We start from the raw sequence: 26678 nt of genomic DNA on the forward strand, positions 1-26678 counted from the left end.
TGTGGCAGCCCCGCCTGGCGCGGGACTACTTGGCGTAGCGCCCGCCGCAGTTGCTGTCCTCGCCCGGCCCCAGCTCGATCGTCGCCAGTAGCGCCGCCGGCGGCGCGATGCTGCCCAGTGCCAGTGCGATCGCGCCGCGCAGGCCGACGCGCTTGAGGTCGGGGCGGAAACTCGGGTCCTTGAACGTGCCGCTGACCAGCAGCGGCGAGCGCAGCACGAACAGGCTGCGGTCCTTGGGCCGCGGCCGTAGGCGCAGGTCCAGGGTTTCATCGCGCAGGCTGATGGTGCCGTCGCCGATCAGGATGGTGTCGGTGGTGTCGAACGCCAGCGCGCGCGTGGTCATGATGCCGTTGCTTACCGCGAAGTCGCCGAACGCGCAGCGGACCGGCACCTTGCGGTCCTTGCCGATCAGGAACTTCAGCGCCTCGGCGATATCCAGCCCGGCCAGTTCCATCAGCAGGTTGCTGATCTGCCCGCGGCCCATGCCGACGGCGATGTCGCCATCGGCGCTGGCCAGCATCCTGGCGATCGAGTTGCCGCTGCCGGTGACCGTGATGTCGCCGCCGATCCTGCCGATCGCGTCCTGCGCGAGCTTCACATCGGGCAGCAACTTCGGCAGGTTCAGGCCGCGCGCGGCGATCTGCGCGCGGGTGCGGATGGTGGCCTCGCGCGCGTCCATGCGGATGATCGAGCGGATGTCGCCGCCGGCGACACCGAAGTTCAGTGGCTCCAGTCGCAGCAGGCCGTCCTCGAGCTTGAGGTGCGCGTCCATGTCGTCCAGCGGCAACTTCGGCGAGTCGATGCGGTGCGCCTTCCAGCGCACGTCGGCATCCATCGCGCGCAGTTTGTGCAGCTCGTACGGCGTATCGGGCAGCATCCGCGGGCGGGCCTTGTCGCGCGCGGCCTTGGCGGCCAGTTCGGGGTTGGTGGTCTCGCCGCCGCCGGCCTGCGGCGCGCCGCCTACGAAACCGGCGAGGTCGTCGAAGTCCAGCCGCTTCGAGGTCAGGTTGGCGCGCAGGTAGGGGCGCTTGCCCCCGGTCTCGACGCTGGCGCTGCCGGCCAGGTCGCTGTCGCCGACCTTGCCGGTGAAGCCGTCGTAGTGCCAGGTGACGCGGTCGTTCTTGAGGTCGCGGGTGAAGCGGCCGTCCAGCGAATACGGGCCGGTGGCCGGCGTCGCCACGCCGATCAGCGGGTACAGGTCTTCCATGTTCTTGCCGCGCAGTGCCAGCTTCAGGTCGAAGTCGCGCAGCCGCAGCGGGTCGAGCAAGGTGCCGCGCGCATGGGCGTGGGTCGCGCCGGCGCTGGCGCGCGCATCGATGCGGTACGGACTCTCGCGGTCGCGCAGTGCCAGCGGCGACTGCGCGCGGCCGTTGACCGTGAATCGGTTGCCCTCCCAGCTGCCGCCGCCCTTGGCGGTAATCGGCGGGGCAGTCTCGTCGCCCTTGGGCTGGGCGCTGGCGACGTCGACCTGGATGTCGGTCTTCCGGGCCGCATCGAGGAACGCGAGCTTGCCGTCGTCGATCCAGACGCGCCGGAACTGCGGCTGCATGCCGCCGGGCTCGCCGAACTTCCAGTTGCCGATGCGCTGGGGGCCGACCTCGAGGTTGAGCACCGGCTGGCTCAGGCGCAGCTCGGGGATGCGCACGTTGCGGCGGAACAGCGGCCGCAGCTCGATGTCGAATTCGACCCGTTGCGCCGAGGCCATCGTCGGCTGCTTGGACCAGGCGGCATTGCCGAACGTCACCTGGTCGGCGCGGATCGTGGGTACCCAGCCCAGATCGACATCCAGATCGCCGCCGATCTGCAGTTCGCGACCGGTGCGTGACTGCACCTGGCGTTCGATCGGTCCCTTGAACCAGTTCCAGTCCCACAACCACAACAGCACGATCACGCCCACCACGATGACGGCCAATGCGGTCAGCCACGGATGACGCGCTATAGGCGCCAGCGCCGCCGCACGGCCGGCATTTGCCGCTGCGGGTTGGCCGGCTTGAGGCGTGCCCGTGCCTGTCGGATTCATGGCCTGGCCGGGCGTGTTGCAACTGCAGCGAGGCGGGCGAAGCTGTGCGGTCTTGCGCGCATGTCAATGGTTCCGCGTCGATCCAGCCCCCACCATCGGTGGCGTGCGGTCAAGCGGGGGTGAACTCGTTGCGCGAGGTTCAGCGGGACGGCGCCCCAAGCCGTAGCCTCAGCCCGGTATGACCTGCGCCATCACCGCGACGTAATGGCAGACGCTGCCGGCAATCACGAACAGGTGCCAGATCGCGTGCGAGTAGCGCAGCGACGGCCGGTGGTAGAAGAACGTGCCGGCGGTGTAGCAGATGCCGCCGGCGAACAGCCAGCCCAGCGTCCACGCGTCGAGCGCGCCCCACAGCGGCTTGATCGCGACGATCACCAGCCAGCCCATCGCGACGTAGATCAACGTCGACAGGCGCTTGAAACGCCCGGTGTAGAACAGCTTGAACACCACTCCGGCCAGCGCCAGGATCCAGATCGCCGCGAACAGGCCCCAGCCCCACGGCCCGCGCAGCCCGATCAGGGTGAATGGCGTGTAGGTGCCGGCGATCAGCACATAGATCGCGCAGTGGTCGAATACCTTCAGGCGTGCCTTCGCGACCGGGTGCGCGGTCACGTGGTACAGGGTCGAGGCCAGGTACAGCAGCAGCAACGCGATCCCGAACACGATCGCGCCGACCAGCTGCCAGCGGTCGCCGCGCAGGGCCGCCAGCGAAATCAGCACCGCGCCGCCGGCCAGCGCGGCGGTCGCGCCCAGGCCGTGGGTCAACGCGTTGTAGAACTCCTCGCGCAGGTGGTGTTCGTGGCCGTGGCCCGGGTCTGCGGGGCTGCCGATGGCGATGGGGGTATCACCGGGTGGCTGGCTGCTGCTCATCGTTGTCGCATCCTGGCGGGGTCGGGGGGCATGCCGCGTCGTGCGTCGCAGGCGCGCGTTGCCTATCATGCGCGCATCCCTGCATCGAACGCGCGCATGATCATTTCCCACCAGCACCGCTTCGTGTTCGCGGCGATCCCGAAGACCGGCACGCACTCGGTGCGCCAGGCGTTGCGCGAACACCTCAGCGCCGACGACCTCGAGCAGGTCGGGCTGTTCGTCAACAAGCGCTTCCCGTTCGAGGAGCTGGCCGCAATCAAGCACGGCCACATCACCTTGGCGCAGATCCGGCCGTTCCTCGGCGAGGAGGCGTTCGCGGGCTATTTGAAGTTCGCGTTCGTGCGCAATCCGTTCGATCGCTTCGTCTCGTACTGTGCGTTCATGACCCGCGCCAACGGCGCGTTCCTGGCCAAGCCGCAGGAGGTGATGCGCCACATCCTGTTCGAGGCGCGGCCGATGGAGCACGTGCTGTTCCAGCCGCAGCACACGTTCGTGACCGGCGAGGACGGCCAGCTGCTCGCGGACGTGGTCGGCCGGGTCGAGGAGATGCAGGCGTCCTACGACGCTCTATGCGCGCGCATCGGCATTCCCAGTGCGGCGCTGGGGCAGGTCAACAGCTCGCGCCGTGGCAGCTACCGCGACTACTATGACCAGCCGCTGATCGACGGCGTGGCGCAGCTGTACGCGCGCGACCTCGAACTGTTCGGCTACCAGTTCTGACCCGTTACTTTCATCGCGAATCCCAGCGCCACCGCCAAGCCGCCATGCCCGCCACCGTCGTCCAGCCCAATCCACGCAAGACCACCTCGATCCGCCGGCTCGGCGATGTCGATATCAATGCGTTGCGGGCGGCGGTGCTGGCGATTCCAGAAGAACAGTGGGACGCGGAAAACGCCGACAAGCCCAACCGCTTCGAGGCGCTCGACCGCACCCGCCACATCGTGTTCCGCTTCGTCAGCAGCTTCCAGGACTGGCGCCAGTCCTACGAGCGCCCACTGTGGGCGCAATGGCGCGAGCTGCTGGAGCCGGTGATGGCGAAGGCGGTGCAGCCGTACCAGTACGCGCGCGCGCAGTTCCCGCGGGTGATGCTGGCGCGGATGGCACCCGGTGGGGTGATCAAGCCGCACCGCGACGCCAACCCCGCGGCGAAGTGGCCGCACAAGATCCACGTGCCGCTGGTGACCAACGACCGGGTCACGTTCTTCGTCGACGGCGTCGGCTACCACTTCGGCGAAGGCGAGGCGGTCGAGGTCAGCAATATGGCCGTGCACGCGGTCGAGAACAACGGCGACAGCGACCGGATCCACCTGATCTTCGAGTACTACGACCTCGACCAACCCGCCCCGGATTGGGTGAGGTGAGGCCGTTTGCGCGGCACTGCCGCGCGGCCTCACCGAACGCACCGCGCGCTGCGCGGGACCGGAAGAGCGCAGGGCGCTGACGCGGCACGGCCGCGTGCCCTGTGCGAACGCCCGGCGCGCTGCGCCGGGCCGGATGAGGTGAGGCCGCTTGCGCGGCATTGCCGCGCGGCCTCACCGAACGCACCGCGCGCTGCGCGGGGCCGGACAAGCGCAGGGCGCTGACGCGGCACCGCCGCGTGCCCTGCGCGAACGCCCGACACGCCGTGCGGGGCTGGACGAACTCAGGGCGCTGACCGCGAACAGCAAGATCAGCCTTCGGCTTGCCCCACGCGCAGCCGGATTTCGCGCATCGTGGCCTGCGCCAGCTCGACCATCGTCGCCACATCCTCGCTGCGCCAATGGCGCGGCTCGAAGTCGATCGCGCAGAAGCTGCCGATGACCTCGCCATCCTCCATCACCAAGGGCACGCCCAGGTACGAGCGCACGCCCAAGGTGGTGACCGTGGGGACATCGCGGTAGACCGGGTCGCGGGTGGTGTCGTCGATGACCAGCGGCTGGTCGGAGCCGATCGCGTAGTGGCAGAAGGTGCGTCCTTCCAGCTGCCGCACCGAGTTCAGCGGCTCGCCGAAACCGAAATGGCTCTTGTAGAAATCCCGGTCGCGATCGACCAGGGAAATGAAGGTGGCTGGGACCCCCAACCGCTGGGCCGCCAACGCGGTTAGTTGGTCGAGGCTGGGCTCCGGCGGCGTGTCCAGCAGTCCCGTGCGCACCACGGCCGCGAGGCGTTGCGGGCGCTCGATGCGGGTCTGGATCGGGTCGCGGTAGGTCTTGCTCATTGATGGCCCAGGATGCCGGAAAAGGGGGTCGTACGCTGCATCAGTCGAGCGCAATCGCGTGCGCATGCTCGCGCGTGGCCAGGAACTGCACGTCCGGCGCGCGTTCCTGCGCGAGCTGCAGGTTGACCCGGGTCGGCGCGAGGTAGACCAGGTGGCCTGCCGCGTCGAGCGCGAGGTAGCTCGCGTTCTTGTCGCGGAACTCCTCGAGCTTCTTCGCGTTGTCGCAGCGGATCCAGCGCGCGGTCGACACCGCCACCTGTTCGAAGCTGGCGTCGACGCCGTACTCGTCCTTGAGGCGGTAGGCGACGACCTCAAACTGGAGCACGCCGACTGCGCCGAGGATCAGGTCGTTGCTCATCAGCGGCTTGAAGAACTGGGTCGCGCCTTCCTCCGACAGCTGCGCCAGGCCCTTCTGCAGCTGCTTGAGCTTGAGCGGGTCGCGCAGGCGCGCGCGGCGGAACAGCTCCGGCGCGAAGTTCGGGATGCCGGTGAACGACAGTGGCTCGCCCTCGGTGAAGCTGTCGCCGATCGAGATCGTGCCGTGGTTGTGAATGCCGATCACGTCGCCGGAATACGCGCTCTCGGCGATCTCGCGGTCCGAGGCCATGAACGTCAGTGCGTTGGCGAGCTTCACTTCCTTGCCGGCGCGCACGTGGAACGCCTTCATGCCGGCGCTGAACTTGCCCGAGCAGATGCGCATGAACGCCACCCGGTCGCGGTGCTGCGGGTCCATGTTCGCCTGGATCTTGAACACGAAGCCGCTGAGCGGCTCCTCGTTGGGGGCAACGTCGCGGGTGGTGGTCGCGCGCTGCTTCGGCGGCGGGGCGTGCTGGACGAAGAAGTCGAGCAGGATCTGCACGCCGAAGTTGTTGACCGCCGAGCCGAACGACACCGGCGTCTGCTTGCCGGCCAGGTAGGCCTCCTTGTCGAACGGGTGCGAGGCGCCCTGCACCAGTTCCAGTTCGTCGCGCACTTCGCGCAGCGCGTCGGCACCGATCCGGGCTTCCAGTGCCGGGTCGTCGATCGAGGCGAAGATGGTGGAGTCCTGGCGGGTGAAGTTGCGGCCCTGTTCGAACAGGTGGACCTCGCCGGTAAGCAGGTGCACGACGCCCTTTAGGCGTTGGCCCATGCCGATCGGCCAGGTGATCGGCGCGCACTGGATGCCGAGCACGCTTTCGACTTCATCCAGCAGGTCAATGGGATTTTTACCCTCGCGGTCGAGCTTGTTGATGAAGGTCATGATCGGCGTGTCGCGCAGCCGGCAGACCTCCATCAGCTTGATCGTGCGTTCCTCGACGCCCTTGGCCACGTCGATCACCATCAGCGCCGAGTCGACCGCGGTCAGCACCCGGTAGGTGTCCTCGCCGAAGTCGGCGTGGCCGGGGGTGTCGAGCAGGTTGACGATGCGGCCCTCGTACGGGAACTGCATCACCGAACTGGTCACCGAGATGCCGCGCTCCTTTTCCAGCGCCATCCAGTCCGAGGTCGCGTGGCGCGCGGCCTTGCGGCCCTTGACCGAGCCGGCCATCTGGATCGCGCCGCCGAACAGCAGCAGTTTTTCGGTCAGCGTGGTCTTGCCGGCGTCGGGGTGCGAAATGATCGCGAACGTGCGGCGGCGCAGGGCTTCGAGGGAAACGTCGGACATGGGCGCGGCGCGCGGGAAGGCGCGTCGGGAAGCGGGGAAGGGGGCGGATTATAGCCGGCGCCGGGATTTTTCCCTTCTCCCCTCGGGAGAAGGTGTCCCCTTCGGCGTTGCTCAGGACAGGCTCCGGGCGGACGCCCCGCAGGAAGCACCCCTGGGGTGTGAGGGCTCGGCGAAGGGATGATCTCGAACGTGCTCGCGTCAGGTCATCGTTTGCGGCGAGGGGTCGAAGGTCTGCCGCTTCGCCGAACCCTCACCCCAGCCCTCTCCCGGAGGGGGAGGGAGCCTAACGGCCCGGGCGCACCATGCGCGCGGCATTGCCGCCGTCGCTGATCCGCAGCGGGCCGCCCGGGCCGGACATCTGGAACGGCAGCGATTCCAGCCGCATGCCGCGGTTGACCTGCACCGCGAAGTGCAGGTGTGGGCCGGTGGTGAAGCCGGTGTTGCCCGACAGGCCGATCTGCTGGCCGGCGCGCACGCGCTGGCCGACCCGTGCCAGCACGCCGTCGGCCTTGAGGTGCGCGTACAGGGTCATGCTGCCGTCGTCGTGCAGGATGCGGATGAAGTTGGCGCGGCCGCCGTACTTCTCCAGGTTCAGCCCCGCCTTCTCGAAATCGGATTCGACCTGCATCACCGTCCCCTCGCGCGCGGCCAGCACCGGGGTGCCGATCTGCGCGGCGAAATCCACCGCGTAGCGGTTCTGCGGGTCGGTGTGGCTGAAGCTGCCGCCGTAACCCTGGTCGATGCGCAAGCTCGCCTGCCGCAGCGGCAGCAGGTACTCGACCTCACGCGGGCGCGCGCTGGGATCGCCGGGCAGGCTATCCATGCGCAGCTCGAAATCGCCGCCCCGGCTCGGGTCGGCGGTGCTCAGCACCGCGACCAGGGTGCTGCCGCGCGCGCCGACGGTGGCGCGTGCCGGCAGGTCGGGGTCGCCGGCCATGTTGTTGTTGCGGCCGAAGCGCAGCATCACCTCGATCGGCCCGGCCAGGCTGTTGTCGGCCCAGGCCAGGTAGCGGTGGCCGTCGGCCTCGACCCGCAGCCGCGCGATCGCGCCGGGCTCGACCGGCACCGGGATCACCTTGACCTGCGACAGCGGCGCGTCGGGCGCGCGGTCGCCGTAATGGGTGACGCCGTTGCGGTCGGTCCAGCGGTAGACCTTGGCGGCATCGGCCACCGGCACCGCGCCGGCGAGGGTGGCCAGCGCGAGTGCAAGTGCGAGGGAGGCGGGCGCGCGCATCGGGCTACTCGATGCAGCCCCGCGTGAGCGACAGCGCCTTGGCGACGTCGCGCAGGTCGAACGCGGTCACTGCCTTGTCGTCGTGGACCGCGAACAGCGCGCCGCCGGGGAAGCTCGGCGTGGCCGCCGCGTGCAGGGCGACGCCGTCGGTGTGGGCGGTGAGCTGGCCCTGGAAGCTGCCACGCGGCTCGAGCGTGACCCGATCGAACAGGTGGAAGATCGTCAGCGGCGCAAGCTGGTCGACCGCGATCCAGTAGCCGCTGCCGTCCGGGCAGGTCCACAGCGCGACGCCCTCGGCCTCGGCGCCGAAGCTGGCCTGCGGCAGGCTGCGGCCGGTGTACTTGCCGCTGAAGGTGTACTCGCGCAGCGTCGATTCGTGGCGGCGGTCCTCGTCGGCGACCAGGATGCGGTCGTTGGCCGGATCGCCGGCGATCGATTCGACCATGCGCAGCGCCGCGGCCTCGCGGGTGTCGCCGAACGAGCCGCCGTAGTTCGCCATCAGCCGCCCGGCCTGGTCGAACTTGACGCGGTAGCGGCGCACGCGCTGGTCGAGTTCGGCGAACGGCGGGACTTCATCGAACCGCTTGCCGTACATGAAGCTGTCGGTGATGTAGACCTCCAGCTCGCCCGGCTCGGTCTCGGTCAGCCAGATGCCGTAGGGGCTGCGCAACTCGCTGCCGCCGAAGCTGCCGATCGGGGCGAGGTCGGGCAGCGAGAACACCTGCACCCGGTGGTTATCGCGCTCGACCACGAACAACTGGTCGCCGTGCACGGCCACGCCGTTGGGCCGGTTGAACTGGCCCGGGCCGTTGCCTTCGCCGCCGAACGTGCGCAGCCGCTCGCCGCTGTCGGCATCGAACACCACCAGCCGGTGGGTCGACTTGGCCGACGCGATCAGCCAGGTGCGGCCGTCCTCGGCCGGCCAGGTCGCGAGCGAATCCAGTTCGTCCTGGGTGCTGTCCTCGGAGCTGTAGCGCTCTGGCACGGTGAGCAAATCGGGGGGCGGCCGGACTGGAGTCGAATGCGCGACGGAGGTGGGGTCGGGTTGCGGCGCGGTAGTGGCGCAGGCGCTCAACAGGGCGGCGAGCAGCGCCGCATTCAGCAGACGGGGATTCATGGTCGCAGTGTATTCGCGGCGTCGCGGAATAGGCGACCGCGATCGAGACCGCGATTACATATCTCTGTATGCGGATAGAGCGATTGACATACGCGCCGAGCCGCTGGCAGACTGCGGCCATCCATCGAGACCGGCAGAGGGACAGGCCCTTTGAAGCCGGGGCAACCAGCGCAGCGCGAGCCGCGCCAGGTGCCAAATCCTGCGGTGATCCGCGCGCCCACGGCGCGGAGCCACCGGAAGATGGTTGCGTCGTGCACCCCGGTGCGCGCGGCAACGCCGGCTCGATGGCCCCGCCACCACGGAAGCCCGCCATGAGCCTGACCAGCCAATCCGCCCGCAGCGAATCCCCGCACGCCTTCGTCGACCTCGCCACCGCGCTGCGGCGGTTCGGCAGCACCGCGGCGCCTGCCGCGACCCGCGGCGAGCGCTTCGTCGAACTCGAGCTACGCCACGCCGGCCGTCAGCGCATCGCGCTGCGCTACGAGCTGCTCGGCGACCTCGCCCAGCCGGCGGTGTTCGTCGCCGGTGGCATTTCCGCGCACCGCCACGTCGCCGCGAGCATTCAGTTCACCGAACCGGGCTGGTGGGACGCGCAGGTCGGCGCCGGCCGCGCGCTGGATCCGCGCGCGCACTGCGTCGTCGCGTTCGACTGGCTCGGCAGCGACGGCAAGTTGGACGTCGTAATCGACCCCGCCGACCAGGCCGACGCGGTCGCGGCGCTGCTCGACGTGCTCGGCATCGCGCGCCTGCACACGTTCGTCGGCAGTTCGTACGGGGCGATGGTCGGCCTGCAGTTTGCCGCGCGCCACGGCGCCCGCCTGCAGCAGCTGGTCGCGATCAGCGGCACGCATACGTCGCACCCGTACTCCAGCGCGTGGCGCGCGGTGCAGCGGCAGGCGGTGGCGCTGGGCGCATTGCAATGCGACGAGGCGCATGGCTTGGCATTGGCGCGGCAGCTGGCGATCCTGAGCTACCGCACGCCGGAGGAGTTCGCGACCCGCTTCGGTGCGGCACACGTCGTCAACGGCCACGTGCGCGTAGGTGCCGAGGACTACCTCGACCACGCCAGTAGCAAGTACGTGGCGCGCACGTCGCCGACCGCGTTCGTGCGGCTGTCCGAATCGCTGGACCTGCAGTGCGTCGAGCCCGAACGGATCCGGGTGCCGGTGACCGTGGTCGCGGTCGCCGAGGACCGGCTGGTGCCGCTGGAGGACGCGTACTCGCTGGTCGAGCGCCTGCGCGGGGAGACCCGCTTGCACGTGCTGCGCTCGGCGTACGGGCACGACGCATTCCTCAAGGAAGACGGCGCGGTCGCCGCGGTGCTGCGCGAGGCGCTGTCGGACTGCGCGGAGGTGGCGGCATGAACACCCACGTGATTTCGCCTGGCCCGCACCAGGCCGCTAACCGCCCGCTGCACCGCTGTACCGCGGCGGTGCGCGCGGGCATCGACCGCGACAGCGCGTTTGGCGCGGTCACGCCACCGATCGTGCTGTCGTCGAACTTCAGTTTCGCCGGCTTCAACGACAAGCGCCGCTACGACTACACGCGCAGCGGCAACCCCACCCGCAACCTGCTCGGCGAGGCACTGGCCGAACTCGAAGGCGGCGCCGGCGGCGTGGTCACCGCGACCGGCATGGCCGCGATCACGCTGGTGCTGCACGCGTTCCTGAAGCCCGGCGATCGGATCGTTGTACCGCACGACGGCTACGGCGGCAGTTGGCGGCTATTCAACGCACTCGCTGCCAAGGGCGCGTTCGAGCTGGTCACCGCCGACCTCACCGACCCGCGTGCGTTGACCGAAGCGCTGGCGCGCAAGCCGGCGCTGGTCTGGATCGAGACGCCGTCGAACCCGCTGCTGCGCATCACCGACCTGCGCTTCGTGATCGAGGCCGCACACGCGGCCGGCGCGCTGGCGGTGGTCGACAACACTTTCCTGTCGCCCGCGCTGCAGCAACCCATCGCGTTCGGCGCCGACCTGGTGGTGCACTCGACCACCAAGTACATCAACGGCCATAGCGACGTGGTCGGCGGCGCAGTGGTCGCGCGCGACCCGGCGCACCACGAGCAGCTGGCGTGGTGGGCGAACGCGCTGGGGCTTACCGGTTCGCCGTTCGACAGCTTCCTCACGTTGCGTGGCCTGCGCACGCTCGACGCGCGCCTGCGCGTGCACCAGGAAAATACGCAGGCGCTGGTCGCGTTGCTGGGCGCGCACCCGGCGGTGCGCGCCGTGCACTACCCGGGACTGGAAGGCGATCCGGGCCACGCGGTGGCCGCCCGCCAGCAGCACGGGTTCGGCGCGATGCTGAGCGTCGAGATCGACGGTGGCGGGCATGCCGATGTCGAGCCCGCGGTGCGCGCATTCCTCGGCGGCCTGCGGTGCTTCACCCTGGCCGAATCGCTGGGCGGCGTCGAAAGCCTGATCGCGCATCCGGCGACGATGACGCACGCGGCGATGTCGGCCGAAGCGCGTGTCGCGGCCGGGATCGGCGATGGCCTGCTGCGGCTGTCGGTGGGCATCGAGCACGCGGACGACCTGTGCGCCGATGTCGCCGCCGCGCTGGAGCGGGTGCAGTTGGTGATCGACGCTTCGAAACGCGTGGTGAAATGAGCGCGGTCATTGCCGGGGTCGAGCACGCCCGAGACGCGCGCGCCGTCGCCGCGCCGGCTCGCGTCGCCTTGCTCGGCACCGGCACGGTCGGGCGCGCGGTGCTGGCGCGGTTGGCGGGGTGGTCGGGTACGCCGCTTGGCACACGCGTATCGCTGGTGCATGTCGCCAACACGCGCCGCGTGCTCGCGGACGCCGGAGGGTTGTGTCCGCGCCGGGCCGGGGCGGCGTTCCACGCGCGCTTGGCGGAAGCGCCGGCCTGTGGCGTCGACGCGTTGCAGGCACAGGACGCGAAGGCCGAACGTTACGGGCTGGTGGCGACGCTGGGCCAGCTTGGCACCCGCATCGTGATCGACGCCACTGCCAGCGAGGCGGTCGCCGGGCAACACGCGCAGTGGCTCGCGCAAGGCATCCACGTCGTGACCGCCTGCAAGCTCGGCCAGGGCACGTCGCTGGCGCGCTGGCGGGCGATCCAGGCAGCGGCCGCGCACGGTGGCAGCCAGTACGGCGACAGCGCCACCGTCGGCGCCGGCCTGCCGCTGCTGCGCTCGCTGCGCGAACTGCAGGCCGGCGGCGACCGCATCCATGCGGTCGCCGGCGTGCTGTCGGGCTCGCTGGCGTGGCTGTTCAACTACTACGACGGTCTGCGGCCGTTCTCGGCGTTCGTGCGCGCGGCGCGCGTGGCCGGTTACACCGAGCCCGACCCGCGCGACGACCTGTCGGGCGAGGACGTGCGGCGCAAGCTGCTGATCCTGGCGCGCGCGGCGGGCGTGCAGTTGGAGGCCGGGGAGGTCGAGGTAAGTTCGTTGGTGCCGCCGCAGCTGGCCGCGCTGTCGGCGGGCGAGGTCGACGCCGCGCTGCCGTCGCTCGACGCCACCCTGCGCGAGCGCTTCGCGCAGGCTTGGAAAGCCGGCGGCAAGCTGCGCTTCATCGCCCGGCTCGAGCGCGATGCGTGCGGCGGAGCCCAGGCTCGCGTCGGACTCGAAACCCTGGCGTTCGACCACCCGCTCGCCGGCGGCACCGGCACCGACAACCGCGTCGCGATCTGGTCGGACCGTTACCGCGAACAGCCGCTGCTGATCCAGGGCCCCGGCGCCGGCGCGCAGGTCACCGCCGCGGGCCTGCTCGACGACGTGTTGCGCATCGCCGGCCGGTAACGCCAGATGCGACCAGCCGCCGGCGCGGCGTTCGGTGATTCCGTCTCGATCCGCTCGTTCCGCCCGCTCGATGCCGGCTCAGCGTTTGATCGCCGCGGCGCATTCCTCGGGCCGGGCCTGCAGCAGGAAATGCGGGCCTTCGATCTCGATGCATACCGCGTGGCGGCTGCGGTCGCGGATCGTCACCCACGCCTCGTACGGCACCAACCGGTCGCGACTGGCCTGCAGGTACAGCAGCGGGCAGTTAATTTCAGCGACCAGCGCGCTCACGTCGACCGTGCCGACGTCCAGCAAGCGGCGCCGCAGCACCGCGGGCTGCACGGCGCGGACCGCGTCGTGCACGCGGCGCGACCAGGCGCGCGACGACCACCGCCCCATCAGCAGCGGCATCAGCAGGCCAGTGGGGAACCAGCGGAAGGGCAGCGCCCGCAACAGGCCGGTGAATGCCCGCAACCGTGGCCGTGGCGCGGTCGCGAACGAGGCGCACAGCACCACGCCGAGCAATCCTTCCGGGCGCGACGCCGCCAGCATGATCGCGACCGGGCCGGAGAACGATTCGGCGACCAGCGCGAACGGCTCGTCGCGCGGCAGCCGTTCGCAAACGAGGGCGGTGAGCGCAGCGTAGTCCAGGCCGACGTCGCGCGGGTAGCTCACCACGGTCGCGGTGAATTCGGGCGCGAGCGCCGCGGCGAACTCGGCCAGCAACTCGCCGCCACCGTCCAGCCCGGGCAAGAGGACGACGCGGGTCACGCCATCAGCACTCGATCACGTTGACCGCCAAGCCGCCGCGCGAGGTTTCCTTGTACTTGTCCTGCATGTCGCGGCCGGTGTCGCGCATGGTCCGGATGACCTTGTCCAGCGACACCTTGTGCTTGCCGTCGCCGCGCATCGCCATGCGGCTGGCGTTGATCGCCTTGACCGAGCCCATCGCGTTGCGCTCGATGCACGGGATCTGCACCAGCCCTCCAATCGGGTCGCAAGTCAGGCCGAGGTTGTGCTCCATGCCGATCTCGGCGGCGTTCTCGATCTGCCCGGCGCTGCCGCCGAGCGCCGCGGTGAGGCCCGCGGCGGCCATCGAGCAAGCCACCCCGACCTCGCCCTGGCAGCCGACTTCGGCGCCGCTGATCGAGGCGTTTTCCTTGTAGAGGATGCCGACCGCGGCCGCGGTCAGCAGGAACGTGCGGATGCCCTCGATGTTGGCGCCCGAGATGAAGCGGTCGTAGTAGTGCAGCACCGACGGAATGATCCCGGCCGCGCCGTTGGTCGGTGCGGTTACGACGCGGCCACCGGCGGCGTTCTCCTCGTTGACCGCGAGCGCGTACAGGTTGACCCAGTCGAGCGTGGTCAGCGGGTCGCGCATCGCCGCCTCGGGCTTGCTCGACAGTTCGGCATGCAGCGCGGGGGCGCGGCGCTTGACGTGCAGTCCGCCGGGCAGGGTGCCTTCCTCGCGGATGCCGCGCGCGACGCAGGCCTGCATCGCGGTCCAGATCTCGTCGATGCCCGCTTCGATCTGCGCCGGCGTGCGCCACGCCTGCTCGTTGGCGAACATCAGTTGGGCGATGCTCAGGCCGCTGGCCTCGGCGCGCGCGAGCAACTCGTCGCCGGAGTGGAACGGATGCGGCAGCTCGGTCTCGTCGGCAACGATGCGGTCCTCGGCCGCCTCGTCCTGGTTGACCACGAAGCCGCCGCCGACCGAGTAGTAGTCGCGCGTGGCGATCACGTCGCCGGCCGCGTCGAACGCGGTGAAGCGCATGCCGTTGGTGTGGAACGGCAGCTTCTGCCGCTTGTTCATGACCAGGTCGCGCTTCTCGTCGAAGCCGATCTCGTGGCGCCCGAACAGCTTGATGCGCTTGCTGGCGCGGATGCGTTCGAGCGCGGCGGGGATCACGTCGGGGTCGATCTGGTTCGGCCAGTGGCCCTCCAGGCCCATCAATACCGCCTTGTCGGTGCCGTGGCCGCGGCCGGTGAGGGCGAGCGAGCCGAACACCTCGGCGCGGATGCGCGTGGTGCGCGCCAGTTCGCTGCCATCGCCGGCACCGCCTTCGAGCAACCAGCGCTCGACGAAGCGCGCGGCGGCGCGCATCGGGCCGACGGTGTGCGAGGAGCTCGGCCCGATGCCGATCTTGAACAGGTCGAAGGTGCTGACGGCCACGTGCGGGTTACTCCAAGAGGCCCCGCGAGGGATGGCAAACGGGGCGAAACCGCTATTCTACGCGCCGCCACCCGCGGGCCCCCGCCGTACCTCGCCGCATTGCCGATGACCACGCTGACGCTGTTCCAACGCGACGACTGCCACCTGTGCGACCTGGCGCTGGAGGTGCTGGCGCGCGCGCCCGCGCCGGAGTTCGAGAGCGTGTTCATCGATGGCGACGATGCGCTGGAAGTGCGTTACGGCGTGCGCGTGCCGGTGCTGCGCGACGAGGCGCGGGGCATCGAGCTGGAGTGGCCATTCGATGTCGCGATGTTGCAGGCATTTCTAGCGGCCTGAGGCTTGGTTCCCCTCTTTGAAAAAGAGGGGCTAGGGGAGATTTGCTTTCGCCGTTACCTTTGGGAGACATCGCGGCCGAGGCGTTGCTCGAGCAGAAGCGAATCTCCCCCGGCCCCTCTTTTCCAAAGAGGGGAGACAGGCAGCTTCTCCAAGACGGGCAGACAGGCCGCCGCTTTCAGCAGGGAGCGACAAGCAAGCTCACTTCGCCGGCGCGAACACCACCTTGGTGCTGACCGCGACCTCGTTGGGCAGCAGTTCGGTATCCGCCCACTCGCCGCCGCCGACGCCGAAGTCCAGCCGCTTCACCGTCGCCTGGCCGAGCAGCACCGGCTTGGCACCCGCACTCCAGCTGAAGTTCAAGGTCACCGGCTTGCTGATCCCGCGCAGGGTCAGGCTGCCGTCGGCGGCGTACTTGCCGCCGCCGAGGCTGCGGAATTTGCTGGCACTGAAGCGCGCCTGCGGGAACTTGGCGACGTGGAAGAATTCCGCGCCCTTGAGGGTGTCGTCGCCGTCGGGGTTGGCCACGCTGACGCCGGCCAGCGGAATGCTGACCTCGAGTTTCGCGCTAGCCAGCTGCTTCGGATCGAAGCTGAGCCGGGTGCTGAAGCCCGGCAGTCGGCCGACGAACACCTCGCCCTGATACCTGGTCGCGAACGTCAGCGTGGAGCCGGGCGCCTGGACGTAATCGGCCGCCTGCGCGGGCGCGGCGATCGCGAACGTGGCCGCGCCGATCGCAAGCGCGGCCATCGAGCGGAAAATCCAACAGGCAAACGATTCAGACGACATGGCGGTTCTCCGGAGCATCGGATGGGGGCGCACGACGGCGCGGCAACATCCGCGTCAGGGTGGCGTCGTGCTGGAACAGGTGGTGGTAGAACGCGGCGCCGGCGTGCGCGAGCACGAGCGCCAGCAGCAGCCAGAAGCCGGCCTCGTGCAGGGACTCGGCCAGCTCGTGCAGCTCGGCGTCGTTGGCGACGATGCGCGGCAGGTTGAACAGCCCGAACCACTGCAGCGGGTAGCCGGCGGCCGAGTTCAGCACCCAGCCCGACACCGGCAGCGCGAACATCAGCACGTACATCGCGGCATGCGTGGCGGTGGCGATGCGTTCCTGCCAGGCCGGGGTGCCAGCGACCGGGTGCGGCGCGCCGGCGTACACCCGCCAGCCGATGCGCAGCAGCAGCAACCCGAGCAGGGTCAGGCCCAGCGACTTGTGCAGCGAGTACAGCTTGATCTTGTCGGGACTGTTGGGCAGGTCGACCATGTACAGGCCGAGCACCGCGATCGCGGTGAGCAGCACCACGATCGACCAGTGCAGCAACTGGCTGATCGCGCCCCAGCGGTCGACGGGATTCTTCCAGGTCATGGCACGGGCTCCGGGCTCGGGTCGGTGGGCGGGTCTTGCACGGGCTCCGGCGGCGCCGCGGGTTCGGCGATCGGTGCGGCGACCTCGTCGCTCGCGTCGAGGGTCTCGTCGGCGCGGTTGCTGCGCACCGCCTCGGCCTCGATCCGCAACTCGACTTCATCGCCGATCACCGACTTCCACGCATCGATGCCGTAGTCGGCGCGGCTCAGGGTGGCGCTGGCCGAGAACCCCACGGTGCGGCGGAACGGCGGCAGCGGGTGGCGCTTGAGCTGGTTGAAGGTGACGTCCAGGCACAGCGGGCGGGTGACCGCGCGCAGGGTGAGCTCGCCGCAGACCAGCGCTTGGTCGGCATCCACCGGTTCGACCGTGCGCGAGACGAAGCGCGCTTCGGGATGGCGGTCGCCGTCGAGCAGGTTGCTGGCCAGCGCGGCGGCATTCCACTTCGGATCACCGAGGTCCAGACGTGCCAGTGGCACGCGCACGTCCAGGCGGGCGCTGCGCCAGTCGTCGCGATCGAACCAGAGGGTGCCGGTGCTGCCCGAGACGGTGCCCAGCGCCTGGGAGAACCCCGCGTGTGAGACCGCGAACAGCACCCGCGTGTGCACCGGGTCGAGTGCGTAGCCCGCCGGGTCCGCGGCGATCACGCGCATCGGCACGGCGGCGACCAGCAGGGCCGCGAGGGTCAGGACAGCTGCGCGCGCGGATGGCATGCGGGGCTCCAGCGACGCCCGGTCTGGGCACGCGCACATGGTAGGCGCAGCGGGCTGAATGCGTCGGGTTGCGCCGGCAACGCTGCGTTGCGAGCATGCGGCCAGGGATTCGCGGCTGCCGGTGCGGGGCGGCGCTGGCAATGGATGGCAAGGGGAAGCGATGGAACGCATGCGCTGGTGGCGGCTGGCCGCCGTGGTCTTCGTGGTCGTGCTTGGCGGGATCGGGCGCGTGGACGCCGCGATCCCCGAGTCCCCGCGGCTGCGCTTGATCGGCGTCGAGGACGGCTTGCCGTCGAGCAACGTCAACGGCATGGCGCTCGACCGCGCCGGCTACCTCTGGGTCGCGACCACCGATGGCCTGGCGCGCTACGACGGCGTCGGCATGCGCGTGTGGCGGCACCTGCCTGGCGAGCGCGGCGCGCTACCCGGCAACTACATCGCCGCGTTGCACGTCGACCCCGACGACCGCGTCTGGGTCGCGATCGAAGGCCGCGGCCTGAGCGTGCTCGACGCCGACCGCGCAGGCTTCCGCCACTACCGCAAGGCCGCGCATCCGGCGATCGGCAGCGACGACACCTGGGCCATCGCCAGCCACGCCGGCGCGCTGTGGTTCGGCACCTTCGGCGGCGGCCTGCACCGGCTCGAGCGCGATGGCCGCATTACCCGTTTCATGCCGAAGGAAGGCGACAGCCGCAGCCTGCCTTCGGATACCGTGCTGTCGCTGAGCGTCGACGGCGCCGGTCGCCTCTGGGTCGGCACCACGCTCGGCCTGGCACGCTGGAGCGGGCGCGATTTCGAGCGTGTGGGTTTGCCCGGCCACAACCCGGCGCCGACGATCTTCTCGATCACTGCCGAAGGCCGCGCGTTGTGGGTCGGCGCGGGCAGTGGCGTGCATCGGCTCGAAGCCGACGGCCGCTGGTCGCAGCCGGCGTGGTCGGCGATGTTCGCGTGGCCCAACGCGGTGTTCGCGGTGGTGCCCGACCGTGGCGGCCACTGGCTGGCCAGCCACCGCAACCTGTGGCGCGTCACCCCCGGCGCGGTGCCGCACCCGGTGCCGGTCGGCGAGCACGGCCCGGTGCGGCCGATGTACCAGATCCTGCGGCAGCCCGATGGCGCGTTATGGTTCCCGGTCTCGGGGGCGGGCCTGGGCTACCTGCGACCGGACTGGCGGCGGATCGCGCAGTTCGCACGCGCGCCCGGAGCGCTGGCCAGCGACCTCTACCGCGGCGTGGCCAACGCGTCGGCCGGCGGCGTGTGGCTGGCCGGCCATCGCGGCGAGATCCAGCGGCTGGCTGCCGATGGCACCGTGGAGTCGCTGCCGCCGCGCGTCCAGGCGCGCATGGAGAATCGGCGCGCGGTGTCGGTGGCCGAGGACCGGCAGGGCCGCGTCTGGGTCGGCGAACGCGCGGCCCTGCTGCGCATCGACCGCCACGGCGCGGTGCGCGAATGGCGGGCCGATGCCGCGCGCGACGCGCCGCTGGCCGGGCCGGTCGACCTGATGCAGGTCGCGCCCGATGGCAGCGTGTGGCTGTCGTGTTCCGGCGCCGGCATCCAGCAGCGCGATCCCGACAGCGGCCGCGTGCTCGCCACGATCCTGCCCGGGCCGGAGCAAGGCCTGGGCGTGGGCGACATCGAGGCGATGAAGTTCGCGGCCGACGGTGCGCTGTGGGTCGCCGGCGAGGCGGGCCTCAGCCGCTGGGACGCCGCAGCCCGGAAGCTGCGGCCGGTGGCGGGCATCGCCCGCGGCGACCGCGCGTTCGCGTTCGCGTTCGACGGCGCTGATGCCCTGTGGTTGCAGCGCCTGTCGGGCCTCGAGCACTACCGACGCCACGGCGCGAGCTGGCGCCTGGTCACGCGGGTCGGCAGTGCGCAGGGCATCCCCGGCGTCGAAGGCTCGGGCCTGCATGTCGACGCCCGCCACCGGGTGTGGCTGGCGAGCCTGCGCGGTCTGTTCCGCTGGGATCCGCAACGGCGGATGCTGCGCCGCTTCGGGCTGGCCGACGGCCTGACCAGCCAGGAGTTTTCCGACCACGCGATCACGCTCACCGACGCCGGCGTGCTGGTCGCCGCGCTCGCCGACGGCGGCGTGGTGCTGCTCGACACGACCGCCGACGATCCGGCGCCGCGGCAGCCAGCGTTGCAATGGGATCGCGTCGAGGTGCGTCGCGATGGCCAGTGGCAGGCGCTCGACCCGGCCGCGCCGGTGCTGTCGCCGCACGACCGCGAACTGCGCGTGCAGTTGCGGCTGCTCGCGTTCGACGATCCGCAGGCGAGCCGCTATTTCACCCGCCTGGAGGGCTACGACCACGGCTGGGTGGCGCAGGGCGACAACGGCGAGCGGGTGCTCGCCGGCTTGCCCGCGGGCCACTACACCTTGCGCGCGCGGGCGACCGACGGCGCCGGCAACGCCGCGCGCGAGCAGCTGTTGCGCTTCCGGGTGGAGCCGTCGTGGTGGCGCACGCCGTGGGCCTGGGCGGGGTTCCTCGCGCTGCTGGGGTTGCTGCTGTGGTGGGCCGCCGACGAGTACTTCGGGCGCCTGCGCCAGCGCCACGCCTGGCAGCGCGCCGAGCACGAACGCGAGGTGGACCGGCAGGCCTCGCTCGCCAAGACCCGGTTCCTGGCCACCCTCGGCCACGAGGTGCGCACGCCGATGACCGGGGTGCTGGGCATGAGCGAGCTGCTGCTCGCCACGCCGCTGGATCCGCAGCAACGGGGCTATGGCGAAGCGATCCGCGGCGCCGGCGAACACCTGCTGCGGCTGGTCAACGACGCGCTGGACCTGTCGCGGATCGAGTCGGGCAAGCTCGAGCTGGCCGACGAACCGTTCGACCTGCGGCACCTTGTCGAGGGCGTCGCCGCGTTGATGGGGCCGCTGGCGCGCGAGCGGGGACTGCGGTTCGACCTCGACATCGCACCGGCCTTGCCAGGCGGCGTGCGCGGCGATGCCAACCGCGTGCGGCAGATCCTTCTCAACCTGCTCGGCAACGCGATCAAGTTCACCGAACACGGCCGGGTCTCGCTGCGGGTAACGATGGCGTCGGCCGATGACAAGGCCGGCAGCACTGTCGCGTTCGAAGTTGCCGACACCGGTCCCGGCCTCAATCAGGAACAGAAGGCGCGGCTGTTCCGGCGCTTCGAACAGGCCGAGGGCGCGCGCACCGCGGCGCGCTACGGTGGCAGCGGTCTGGGCCTGGCGATCTGCCAGGAACTGGCCGCGGCGATGGCGGGCCGCATCGGCGTCGACAGCACGCCGGGGGTGGGCACCTGCTTCCGCGTCGCGCTGCCGTTGCCCGCCGCCGAGCTGCCGGGCGCGGTTGCGAGCGCGGTGCCATCGTCGCCTCGCGCAATTGGTCAGTTGTCGGTGCTGCTGGTCGAGGACGACGCGATGGTGGCGCAGGTCGTGACCGGCCTGCTGCGCGCGCAGGGCCACCGCGTCACCCATGCCGCGCACGGCCTGGAAGCGTTGACGTCGGTCGCCACGGCGCGCTTCGACGTGCTGTTGCTCGACTTGGACCTGCCCGGCATGGACGGCTTCGCGCTGGCCCGCTACCTACGGGGACAGGGGTACGACGCGCCGCTGGTCGCGTTGACCGCGCGCGCCGACGCCGAGGCCGAACCGCTGTCGCGGGCTGCCGGCTTCGACCGGTTCCTGCGCAAGCCGGTGACCGGCAGGATGCTCGGGGAATTGCTGGAGGCCTGCGCCGGATCGACGGCCTGAGGTTCCGGGCCTGGCGCGCCGGCTTGCGCGCGATGGAGATCAACAGGATCACCGCGATCACCGCGCGCAAGGGCGCATCTGCCCTCGACGCGGTGGGCTTGAGCCGCGCTTGCCTGCCTGCGGGACGGGGCGGATGATCCGGCGGGTGCCCTCGTGGGAGCAGCACCATGGCGATCTTCGGACGACGCGCGTGTCGCGTCCTGGCTTTCGTGGCGATGGTGGCGGTGCTGTCCGCCTGCGGCGGTGGCGGCAGCAGGGGTCGCGGCGGCGGGCCGGCGGTGCCACCCCCGGCCAACCGGGCCCCGGTCTTCACCTCGCCGGCAGCGCAGTCCGTTCCCGAGGACACCAGCGCGGTCTTCTACACCGCCACGGCGACCGATCCCGACGGCAACGCGGTCAGCTTCTCGCTGGCGGGAGGCGCCGACCAGGGGGCATTCCGCATCACCGGCGCCGGCGCGCTGTCGTTCCTGGTGCCGCCGGATTTCGAAGCGCCGAACGACGCCAACCGCGACAACGCCTACCAGGTCCAGTTGGCGGCGAGCGACGGCAGCGCCAGTGCGACGCTGCTGCTGACGGTGACCGTGACCGATGTCGCCGGCAGCGGCTTCCGCGTGCGCCGGGTCGCGCTGGGTTACCAGGAGCCGGTGTTCCTGACGCCCGTGCCCGATGGGTCGGGGCGGGTGTTCGTGATCGAGTTGCCCGGGCGGGTGCAGATCCTCACCCCCTCCAGCGGCAGCACCGCCGCCGTGCCGTTCCTCGACCTGAGCGGCCAGCTGAGCATCGATGGCGAACGCGGCCTGCTCGGCTTCGCAACGGCGCCGGACTTCGCCACCAGCGGCGTGTTCTACGTGTTCGTCACCGATCCGCAGGGCACGATCGAGGTGCGCCGCTATCGCACGCTCGCCGGCAACCGTGATCGCGCCGATCCGGCCAGTGGCGACGTGATCCTGCGCGTGCCCCATCCACTCAGCAACCACAACGGCGGTTGGATCGCCTTCGGCCCGGACGCGGCGCTCTACATCGCGATCGGCGACGGCGGCGGGGTCGGCGATCCGGACAACAATGGCCAGAACGTCAATGTGCTGCTGGGCAAGATCCTGCGCATCGATCCCTCCCGCGATGCGTTTCCCGCTGATTCCAACCGCGACTATGCGATCCCGCCCGGCAACCCGTTCGCTGGCGGCGGCGGTGCAGCCGAGATATGGGCGTTCGGCCTTCGCAATCCGTTCCGCAACAGCTTCGATCCGGCGACCGGCAACCTCTTCATCGGCGATGTCGGCCAAGGCGCGGTCGAGGAGATCGACCTGATGCGGCCGGGCGATGGCGGCGCCAACTTCGGCTGGTCGGTGCTCGAGGGGACGCAACCGTTCAAAGGCCAGCCGGGCGCGGGCTTGACGCCCCCGGTCACCGAGTACGGCCACGGCGCCGGCCTGCGACAAGGCAACTCGGTCACCGGCGGCCATGTCTACCGCGGGCCGGTCGAGTCGCTGCGCGGCCTGTACATCTTCGGTGACTTCGTCCGCCCCAATGTCTGGTCGGTGCCGGTAGCGCGCTTCGCGATCGGCGCGACGTTGCCCAGCACGGAATTCACCGTGCGAAACGGCGACTTCGCGCCCGACGCGGGTGCCTTCACCAACATCGCGAGCTTCGGGGTGGACGCGGCGGGCAACCTGTACCTGCTGGACCTGGATGGCGAAATATTCGTCATCGAAGCGGCCCCGGCCGTGCTCAGCGGCAACGCAGCGAGTGCGCAGACGATGGCGGACGCGCGATGGCGGGGAACATTCCGCAGGGCCGGACGACCGTCGCCTTAGCCGCTACGTGGTTGCCGCGCCGCGTTCAGCGCGCGCTGAGCTCATGCACCGCATCGACCAGCGCGCCGACGTGGCTCGGGTCCATGTCCGGCGACAGGCCGTGGCCGAGGTTGAAGACGTGGCCTTCGCGCGAGCCGCCGTTGCCGGCGGCGTAGTCGTCGAGCGCGCGTCCGACCTCGCGGCGGATCGCATCGGGCTGGGCGTACAGGGTGACCGGATCGAGGTTGCCCTGGATCGCGACGCGGCCACCGGCGCGACGCGCGGCCTCGCCCAGGCCAACGGTCCAGTCGACGCCGACGCCTTCAGCACCGCTGGCGGCGAGTTCTTCCAGGTAGGGATCGTTGCCCTTGCCGAACAGGATCAGCGGTGCGTGCTCGGCGCCATCGCCTCGCGGCAACTCGGCGGCGATGCGTTGCAGGTAGCGCAGCGAGAACTCGCGGTACATCGACGGCGACAGCACCCCGCCCCAGGTGTCGAACACCTGCAGCGCCTGCGCGCCGGCGAGGCGTTGCGCATTCAAGTACGCGATCACCGCGTCGGTGGTGACCTCGAGCAGCTTGTGCATGGCCTGCGGGTCGTTGAGCGCGAGCGCCTTGACCTTCGCGTAGTTGTCGCTGCCGCCGCCCTCAACCATGTAGCAGGCCAGGGTCCACGGGCTGCCGGAGAAACCAATCAGCGGTACGCTGCCGTCGAGCTCGCGGCGGATCACGCGCACCGCGTCCATCACGTAGCGCAGGTCGGTTTCCATGTCCGGCACGCCGAGTCGGTCGATATCGGCGGCGGAGCGGATCGGGCGCTCGAACTTCGGGCCTTCGCCCTCGACGAAGTACAGGCCAAGCCCCATCGCGTCGGGCACGGTGAGGATGTCGGAGAACAGGATCGCCGCGTCGAGCGGGAAGCGCCGCAGCGGCTGCAGGGTGACCTCGCAGGCCAGGTCCGGGTTCTTGGCCAGCGCCAGGAAGCTGCCGGCCTGGGCGCGGGTGGCGCGGTACTCGGGCAGGTAGCGGCCGGCCTGACGCATCAGCCACACCGGGGTGTGGTCCACGGGTTCGCGGCGCAGCGCGCGCAGGAAGCGGTCGTTCTTCAACGGGGCTGGCACAGGGCTTTTCCTAAGGGGTTCGGGTGGCGGACTGTAGGGCGGGTTTCAACCCGCCGCGTTGCACGATCGGCGGGTTGAAACCCGCCCTACGACTACGACGGGAGGATCACCGCGGCGCGTCGGCGGTCCGGCCCGGCCTGGTGGCCGCGCGTGCGGAAGCGCACGAATCGCCGCTAGGGCGATTCATGAGCGCGCTTCCTCGGCCCGGCCCGGCCTGGCGGCCGAGCGTTCGAAAGCGCATGAATCGCCGATAGGGCGATTCATGAGCGCGCTTCCTCGGCCCGGCCCGGCCTAGCGGCCGGACGTTCGAAAGCGCATGAATCGCCGATAGGGCGATTCATGAGCGCGCTTCCTCACCCTGCGCGAACATCAGCTGCAGGCCGCGCTTGAGCTGCTGGTCACGCGCCTGCTCCAGCGCGTGGAAGGCCGCGTCGCGATCCAGGAACTGCTCGCGCCGCAGCGTGCTGCGGCCGCCGATCTGGCCGCTCTCGCGCACCAGGGTCCAGCCGCCCAGCAGGTCGGGTTGCAGCATCAGTTGCACGAAGCGCGGGGCTTCGGGGCCGTCGGGGCGTTGTTGCAGGAGCAGGCGCATGCGGCGAATTGTAAGCGCGGACGCGCTTGCCCGGCCTTTTGCCGGCCGGTCAGCCCGCGCGTAGCACGTCCAGCACCACGTCCTCGGCCACCCCGCTGGCGATCCGCGCCGCGCCGGCGTGGTCCCAGAGGATGAAGCGCAGGCCGGCCGCGTCGGCCTTCTTGTCCAGGCGCATGCGCTCGAGCAGGGCGCCCGGGTCCAGTCCCGGCGGGATCGCGGTCGGCAGGCCGAGCTTGCCCAGCAGCCGGCCCAATCGCAGCGCATCGGCCTGCGGCGCGCGGCCGAGCGCGGCCGACAACCGTGCGGCCAGCACCATGCCTACCGCCACCGCCTCGCCGTGGTTGAGTCCGCCGCCGGTGGTGCCGGCGTAGCCCTGTTCGGTCTCGATCGCGTGGCCGAACGTGTGGCCGAAATTGAGCATCGCCCGGTCGCCATGCTCGTACACGTCGCGGGCGACGACGTCGGCCTTGTGCTGGCAGGAACGCGCGATCGCCTCGCCCAGCACCGCCGGGTCGCGCGCCAGCAGCGCCTCGGCGCGGGCGTCGAGCCAGTCGAGGAAACCGGCGTCGAAGATCGCCCCGTACTTGACCACCTCGGCCAGGCCGGCGCGCAGCTCGCGGTCGGGCAGGGTGGCCAGGGTGGCGGTGTCGGCGATCACCGCGCGCGGTTGGTGGAACGCGCCGACCAGGTTCTTGCCGGCGGGCAGGTCGACCGCGGTCTTGCCGCCAATCGCCGAATCGACCATCGCCAGCAGTGTGGTCGGCAGCTGCAGCAGGTCGATGCCGCGCATCCAGCACGCGGCGACGAAACCGGCCAGGTCGCCGACCACGCCGCCGCCGAGCGCGATCACGGTCGCGTCGCGGGTGGCGCCCAGCGACGCCAGCGCATCGAGCGCCTCGCCGAAGCGGGCCAGGGTTTTTTCCTGCTCGCCAGCGGGGATCACGAAATGCGCCAGCGCCAGCCCGGGGCGCGCGAAGCGCAGGCCCGCCTCGACCCGCTCGGCGTACAACCTGGCGACGTTGTGGTCGCTGACCAGCAACGCGTGGCGGCCGCGCACTTGCCGTGCCAGGCGCGCGCCGTCGCCCAGCAGTCCGGGGCCGATCACGATCTCGTAGCTGGCATGGCCAGTGACTTCCACCACCCGCGTGTTGTTCATGCTGCCGCTCCGGTGCGCTGCCAGCGCGTGACGAGTTGCTGGGCCAATTGTGCCGCCGCATCGGCCGCGGCCATGTGGTCGGTATCGAAGCGCAGGTCGGCGACCTGCGCGTACAGCGGCGCGCGGGTCACCGCCAGCTCGCGCAGTACCTGTTCGCGATCCGGGCGCGCCAGCAGCGGCCGGCTGCGGTCGCGGGCCAGCCGCTCCAGTTGCTGCTCGACGCTGACGTGCAGGTGCACCACGAAACCGCGCGCGCGCAACAGGGCACGGTTGTCCGGGTCCAGCACCGCGCCACCGCCGGTCGCCAGCAGCAGCCCGTCGCCGGCCAGCAACTGCTCCAGCGTCGCGCGCTCGCGGGCGCGGAAACCCGGTTCGCCCTCGCATTCGAAGATGGTCGTCACCGCCGCGCCGGTGCGTTGCTCGATCTCGCGATCGGCATCGGCCAGCAACAGCCCGAAGCGTTCGGCCAGGCGTCGGCCGATGCAGGATTTCCCGGCGCCCATCGGGCCGACCAGTACCAGGTTCGAGGCGGGATTCATTGCCCCGATGCTAGCAGCGCAATGGCCCGATAGCGTCGCTTTAACAAGCCCGCGCCTAGGCTGCCCGCTCCTGCACCGCAGGCTCCGGCGGCGGCCACGCCGGCCGGATGCAACCCCAGGAGAGTCCCATGTCGGTAGCCAAGATCATCGAAGTCAATTCCTCGTCCAAGACCAGCATGGAGGACGCGGTCAAGAGCGGCCTGAAGAAGTGCGCCGAGTCGGTCAAGAACATCAAGGGCGCCTGGGTCAACGAGATCAAGGTCGTCACCGACGACGCCGGCAACGTGCAGGAGTGGCGCACCAACCTGCGCGTGACCTTCATCGTCGAGTGATCGACGCGCGGGGGCGCGCCTT

At 70.5% G+C, this 26678-nt stretch carries 24 protein-coding genes and 1 riboswitch; of the genes, 9 read left to right on the forward strand and 15 right to left on the reverse strand.

The annotated features are described in order from the left end of the window. Positions 1-25 precede the first annotated feature (25 nt). Together ACFQZQ_RS08465 and trhA are read right to left on the reverse strand one after the other, a co-directional pair. Positions 26-2020 (reverse strand): AsmA family protein, encoded by a 1995-nt coding sequence (locus tag ACFQZQ_RS08465; RefSeq protein WP_386812312.1) that lies wholly within the window; start codon positions 2018-2020, stop codon positions 26-28. A 168-nt stretch (positions 2021-2188) separates the two neighbouring features. Next, complete coding sequence (gene trhA / locus ACFQZQ_RS08470; protein ID WP_386812313.1) at positions 2189-2890, reverse strand: PAQR family membrane homeostasis protein TrhA; 702 nt, start codon at positions 2888-2890, stop codon at positions 2189-2191. A gap of 96 nt (positions 2891-2986) precedes the next feature. On the opposite strand from trhA, the gene ACFQZQ_RS08475 reads away from it, so the two are divergent. Continuing rightward, on the forward strand, positions 2987-3610 hold the full coding sequence (locus tag ACFQZQ_RS08475; RefSeq protein WP_386812314.1) for a sulfotransferase family 2 domain-containing protein: 624 nt from the start codon (positions 2987-2989) through the stop codon (positions 3608-3610). 44 nt (positions 3611-3654) lie between these two features. After that, positions 3655-4251, forward strand: coding sequence for an aspartyl/asparaginyl beta-hydroxylase domain-containing protein (locus tag ACFQZQ_RS08480; protein WP_386812315.1), 597 nt, complete (start codon positions 3655-3657; stop codon positions 4249-4251). A 308-nt stretch (positions 4252-4559) separates the two neighbouring features. Here the strand turns inward: ACFQZQ_RS08480 and ACFQZQ_RS08485 are convergent, their stop codons facing one another. The 4 genes from ACFQZQ_RS08485 to ACFQZQ_RS08500 all read right to left on the reverse strand — a co-directional run bounded on the left by ACFQZQ_RS08485 (position 4560) and on the right by ACFQZQ_RS08500 (position 9083). After that, entirely contained in the window at positions 4560-5087 is a 528-nt protein-coding gene (locus ACFQZQ_RS08485) for a GAF domain-containing protein (protein WP_386812316.1), read from the reverse strand. Between the two features lie 40 nt (positions 5088-5127). Then, positions 5128-6732, reverse strand: coding sequence for a peptide chain release factor 3 (locus tag ACFQZQ_RS08490; RefSeq protein ID WP_386812317.1), 1605 nt, complete (start codon positions 6730-6732; stop codon positions 5128-5130). 283 nt (positions 6733-7015) lie between these two features. After that, positions 7016-7966 carry a peptidoglycan DD-metalloendopeptidase family protein gene (locus ACFQZQ_RS08495; RefSeq protein WP_386812318.1) on the reverse strand — a complete coding sequence of 317 codons (951 nt, stop codon included), beginning with the start codon at positions 7964-7966 and terminating at the stop codon, positions 7016-7018. A gap of 4 nt (positions 7967-7970) precedes the next feature. Next, a complete protein-coding gene (locus ACFQZQ_RS08500; protein WP_386812319.1) occupies positions 7971-9083 on the reverse strand; it encodes a phytase in 1113 nt (370 codons plus the stop codon). Positions 9084-9201: 118 nt separating this feature from the next. Continuing rightward, a riboswitch (SAM riboswitch) is annotated at positions 9202-9330 on the forward strand. 64 nt (positions 9331-9394) lie between these two features. On the opposite strand from ACFQZQ_RS08500, the gene metX reads away from it, so the two are divergent. Genes metX through ACFQZQ_RS08515 form a run of 3 tightly spaced genes read left to right on the forward strand, consistent with a single transcriptional unit; the run spans position 9395 to position 12845 of the window. Further along, positions 9395-10447, forward strand: coding sequence for a homoserine O-succinyltransferase MetX (metX, locus tag ACFQZQ_RS08505; protein WP_386812320.1), 1053 nt, complete (start codon positions 9395-9397; stop codon positions 10445-10447). Continuing rightward, positions 10444-11691: an O-succinylhomoserine (thiol)-lyase gene (locus ACFQZQ_RS08510; RefSeq protein ID WP_386812321.1), complete on the forward strand. Its 1248-nt coding sequence runs from the start codon at positions 10444-10446 to the stop codon at positions 11689-11691. Before metX ends, ACFQZQ_RS08510 begins: the two co-directional genes overlap by 4 nt. After that, on the forward strand, positions 11688-12845 hold the full coding sequence (locus tag ACFQZQ_RS08515) for a homoserine dehydrogenase (protein WP_386812322.1): 1158 nt from the start codon (positions 11688-11690) through the stop codon (positions 12843-12845). The genes ACFQZQ_RS08510 and ACFQZQ_RS08515 overlap by 4 nt, the downstream gene beginning before the upstream one ends. A gap of 78 nt (positions 12846-12923) precedes the next feature. Here ACFQZQ_RS08515 and ACFQZQ_RS08520 read toward each other — a convergent pair whose 3' ends face one another. Both ACFQZQ_RS08520 and ACFQZQ_RS08525 read right to left on the reverse strand, forming a co-directional pair. Then, a complete protein-coding gene (locus ACFQZQ_RS08520) occupies positions 12924-13595 on the reverse strand; it encodes an alpha/beta fold hydrolase (RefSeq protein WP_386812323.1) in 672 nt (223 codons plus the stop codon). Between the two features lie 4 nt (positions 13596-13599). Beyond that, positions 13600-14997 carry an L-serine ammonia-lyase gene (locus ACFQZQ_RS08525; protein ID WP_386812324.1) on the reverse strand — a complete coding sequence of 466 codons (1398 nt, stop codon included), beginning with the start codon at positions 14995-14997 and terminating at the stop codon, positions 13600-13602. 105 nt (positions 14998-15102) lie between these two features. Between ACFQZQ_RS08525 and ACFQZQ_RS08530 the strand changes: the two genes are divergently transcribed. Then, on the forward strand, positions 15103-15333 hold the full coding sequence (locus ACFQZQ_RS08530; RefSeq protein ID WP_386812325.1) for a glutaredoxin family protein: 231 nt from the start codon (positions 15103-15105) through the stop codon (positions 15331-15333). Between the two features lie 198 nt (positions 15334-15531). Here ACFQZQ_RS08530 and ACFQZQ_RS08535 read toward each other — a convergent pair whose 3' ends face one another. From ACFQZQ_RS08535 to ACFQZQ_RS08545, 3 genes are read right to left on the reverse strand one after another with little or no spacing between them, the layout of a single operon-like run. After that, positions 15532-16119 (reverse strand): YceI family protein, encoded by a 588-nt coding sequence (locus ACFQZQ_RS08535; RefSeq protein ID WP_386812326.1) that lies wholly within the window; start codon positions 16117-16119, stop codon positions 15532-15534. Further along, positions 16109-16696: a cytochrome b gene (locus tag ACFQZQ_RS08540; protein ID WP_386812327.1), complete on the reverse strand. Its 588-nt coding sequence runs from the start codon at positions 16694-16696 to the stop codon at positions 16109-16111. Before ACFQZQ_RS08540 ends, ACFQZQ_RS08535 begins: the two co-directional genes overlap by 11 nt. Further along, positions 16693-17406, reverse strand: a complete 714-nt coding sequence (locus ACFQZQ_RS08545) for a YceI family protein (RefSeq protein WP_386812328.1) — start codon at positions 17404-17406, stop codon at positions 16693-16695. The genes ACFQZQ_RS08540 and ACFQZQ_RS08545 overlap by 4 nt, the downstream gene beginning before the upstream one ends. 160 nt (positions 17407-17566) lie before the next feature. On the opposite strand from ACFQZQ_RS08545, the gene ACFQZQ_RS08550 reads away from it, so the two are divergent. Further along, positions 17567-21124, forward strand: a complete 3558-nt coding sequence (locus ACFQZQ_RS08550) for a hybrid sensor histidine kinase/response regulator (RefSeq protein ID WP_386812329.1) — start codon at positions 17567-17569, stop codon at positions 21122-21124. Between the two features lie 167 nt (positions 21125-21291). Next, entirely contained in the window at positions 21292-22938 is a 1647-nt protein-coding gene (locus tag ACFQZQ_RS08555) for a PQQ-dependent sugar dehydrogenase (RefSeq protein ID WP_386812330.1), read from the forward strand. A 25-nt stretch (positions 22939-22963) separates the two neighbouring features. On the opposite strand, the gene hemE is transcribed toward ACFQZQ_RS08555, so the two are convergent. The 4 genes from hemE to ACFQZQ_RS08575 form a co-directional block, all read right to left on the reverse strand. Continuing rightward, positions 22964-24037, reverse strand: coding sequence for a uroporphyrinogen decarboxylase (hemE, locus tag ACFQZQ_RS08560; protein ID WP_386812331.1), 1074 nt, complete (start codon positions 24035-24037; stop codon positions 22964-22966). Between the two features lie 337 nt (positions 24038-24374). Beyond that, positions 24375-24629: a hypothetical protein gene (locus tag ACFQZQ_RS08565; RefSeq protein WP_386812332.1), complete on the reverse strand. Its 255-nt coding sequence runs from the start codon at positions 24627-24629 to the stop codon at positions 24375-24377. A 49-nt stretch (positions 24630-24678) separates the two neighbouring features. After that, positions 24679-25785, reverse strand: a complete 1107-nt coding sequence (gene aroB, locus ACFQZQ_RS08570; RefSeq protein WP_386812333.1) for a 3-dehydroquinate synthase — start codon at positions 25783-25785, stop codon at positions 24679-24681. Beyond that, entirely contained in the window at positions 25782-26324 is a 543-nt protein-coding gene (locus tag ACFQZQ_RS08575) for a shikimate kinase (protein WP_386812334.1), read from the reverse strand. The genes aroB and ACFQZQ_RS08575 overlap by 4 nt, the downstream gene beginning before the upstream one ends. Positions 26325-26452: 128 nt before the next feature. Between ACFQZQ_RS08575 and ACFQZQ_RS08580 the strand changes: the two genes are divergently transcribed. Then, positions 26453-26656, forward strand: a complete 204-nt coding sequence (locus ACFQZQ_RS08580; protein ID WP_386812335.1) for a dodecin family protein — start codon at positions 26453-26455, stop codon at positions 26654-26656. Positions 26657-26678 lie beyond the last annotated feature (22 nt).

This window comes from Lysobacter koreensis (assembly GCF_042677045.1).
Taxonomy (GTDB): Bacteria; Pseudomonadota; Gammaproteobacteria; order Xanthomonadales; family Xanthomonadaceae; genus Lysobacter_K; species Lysobacter_K koreensis.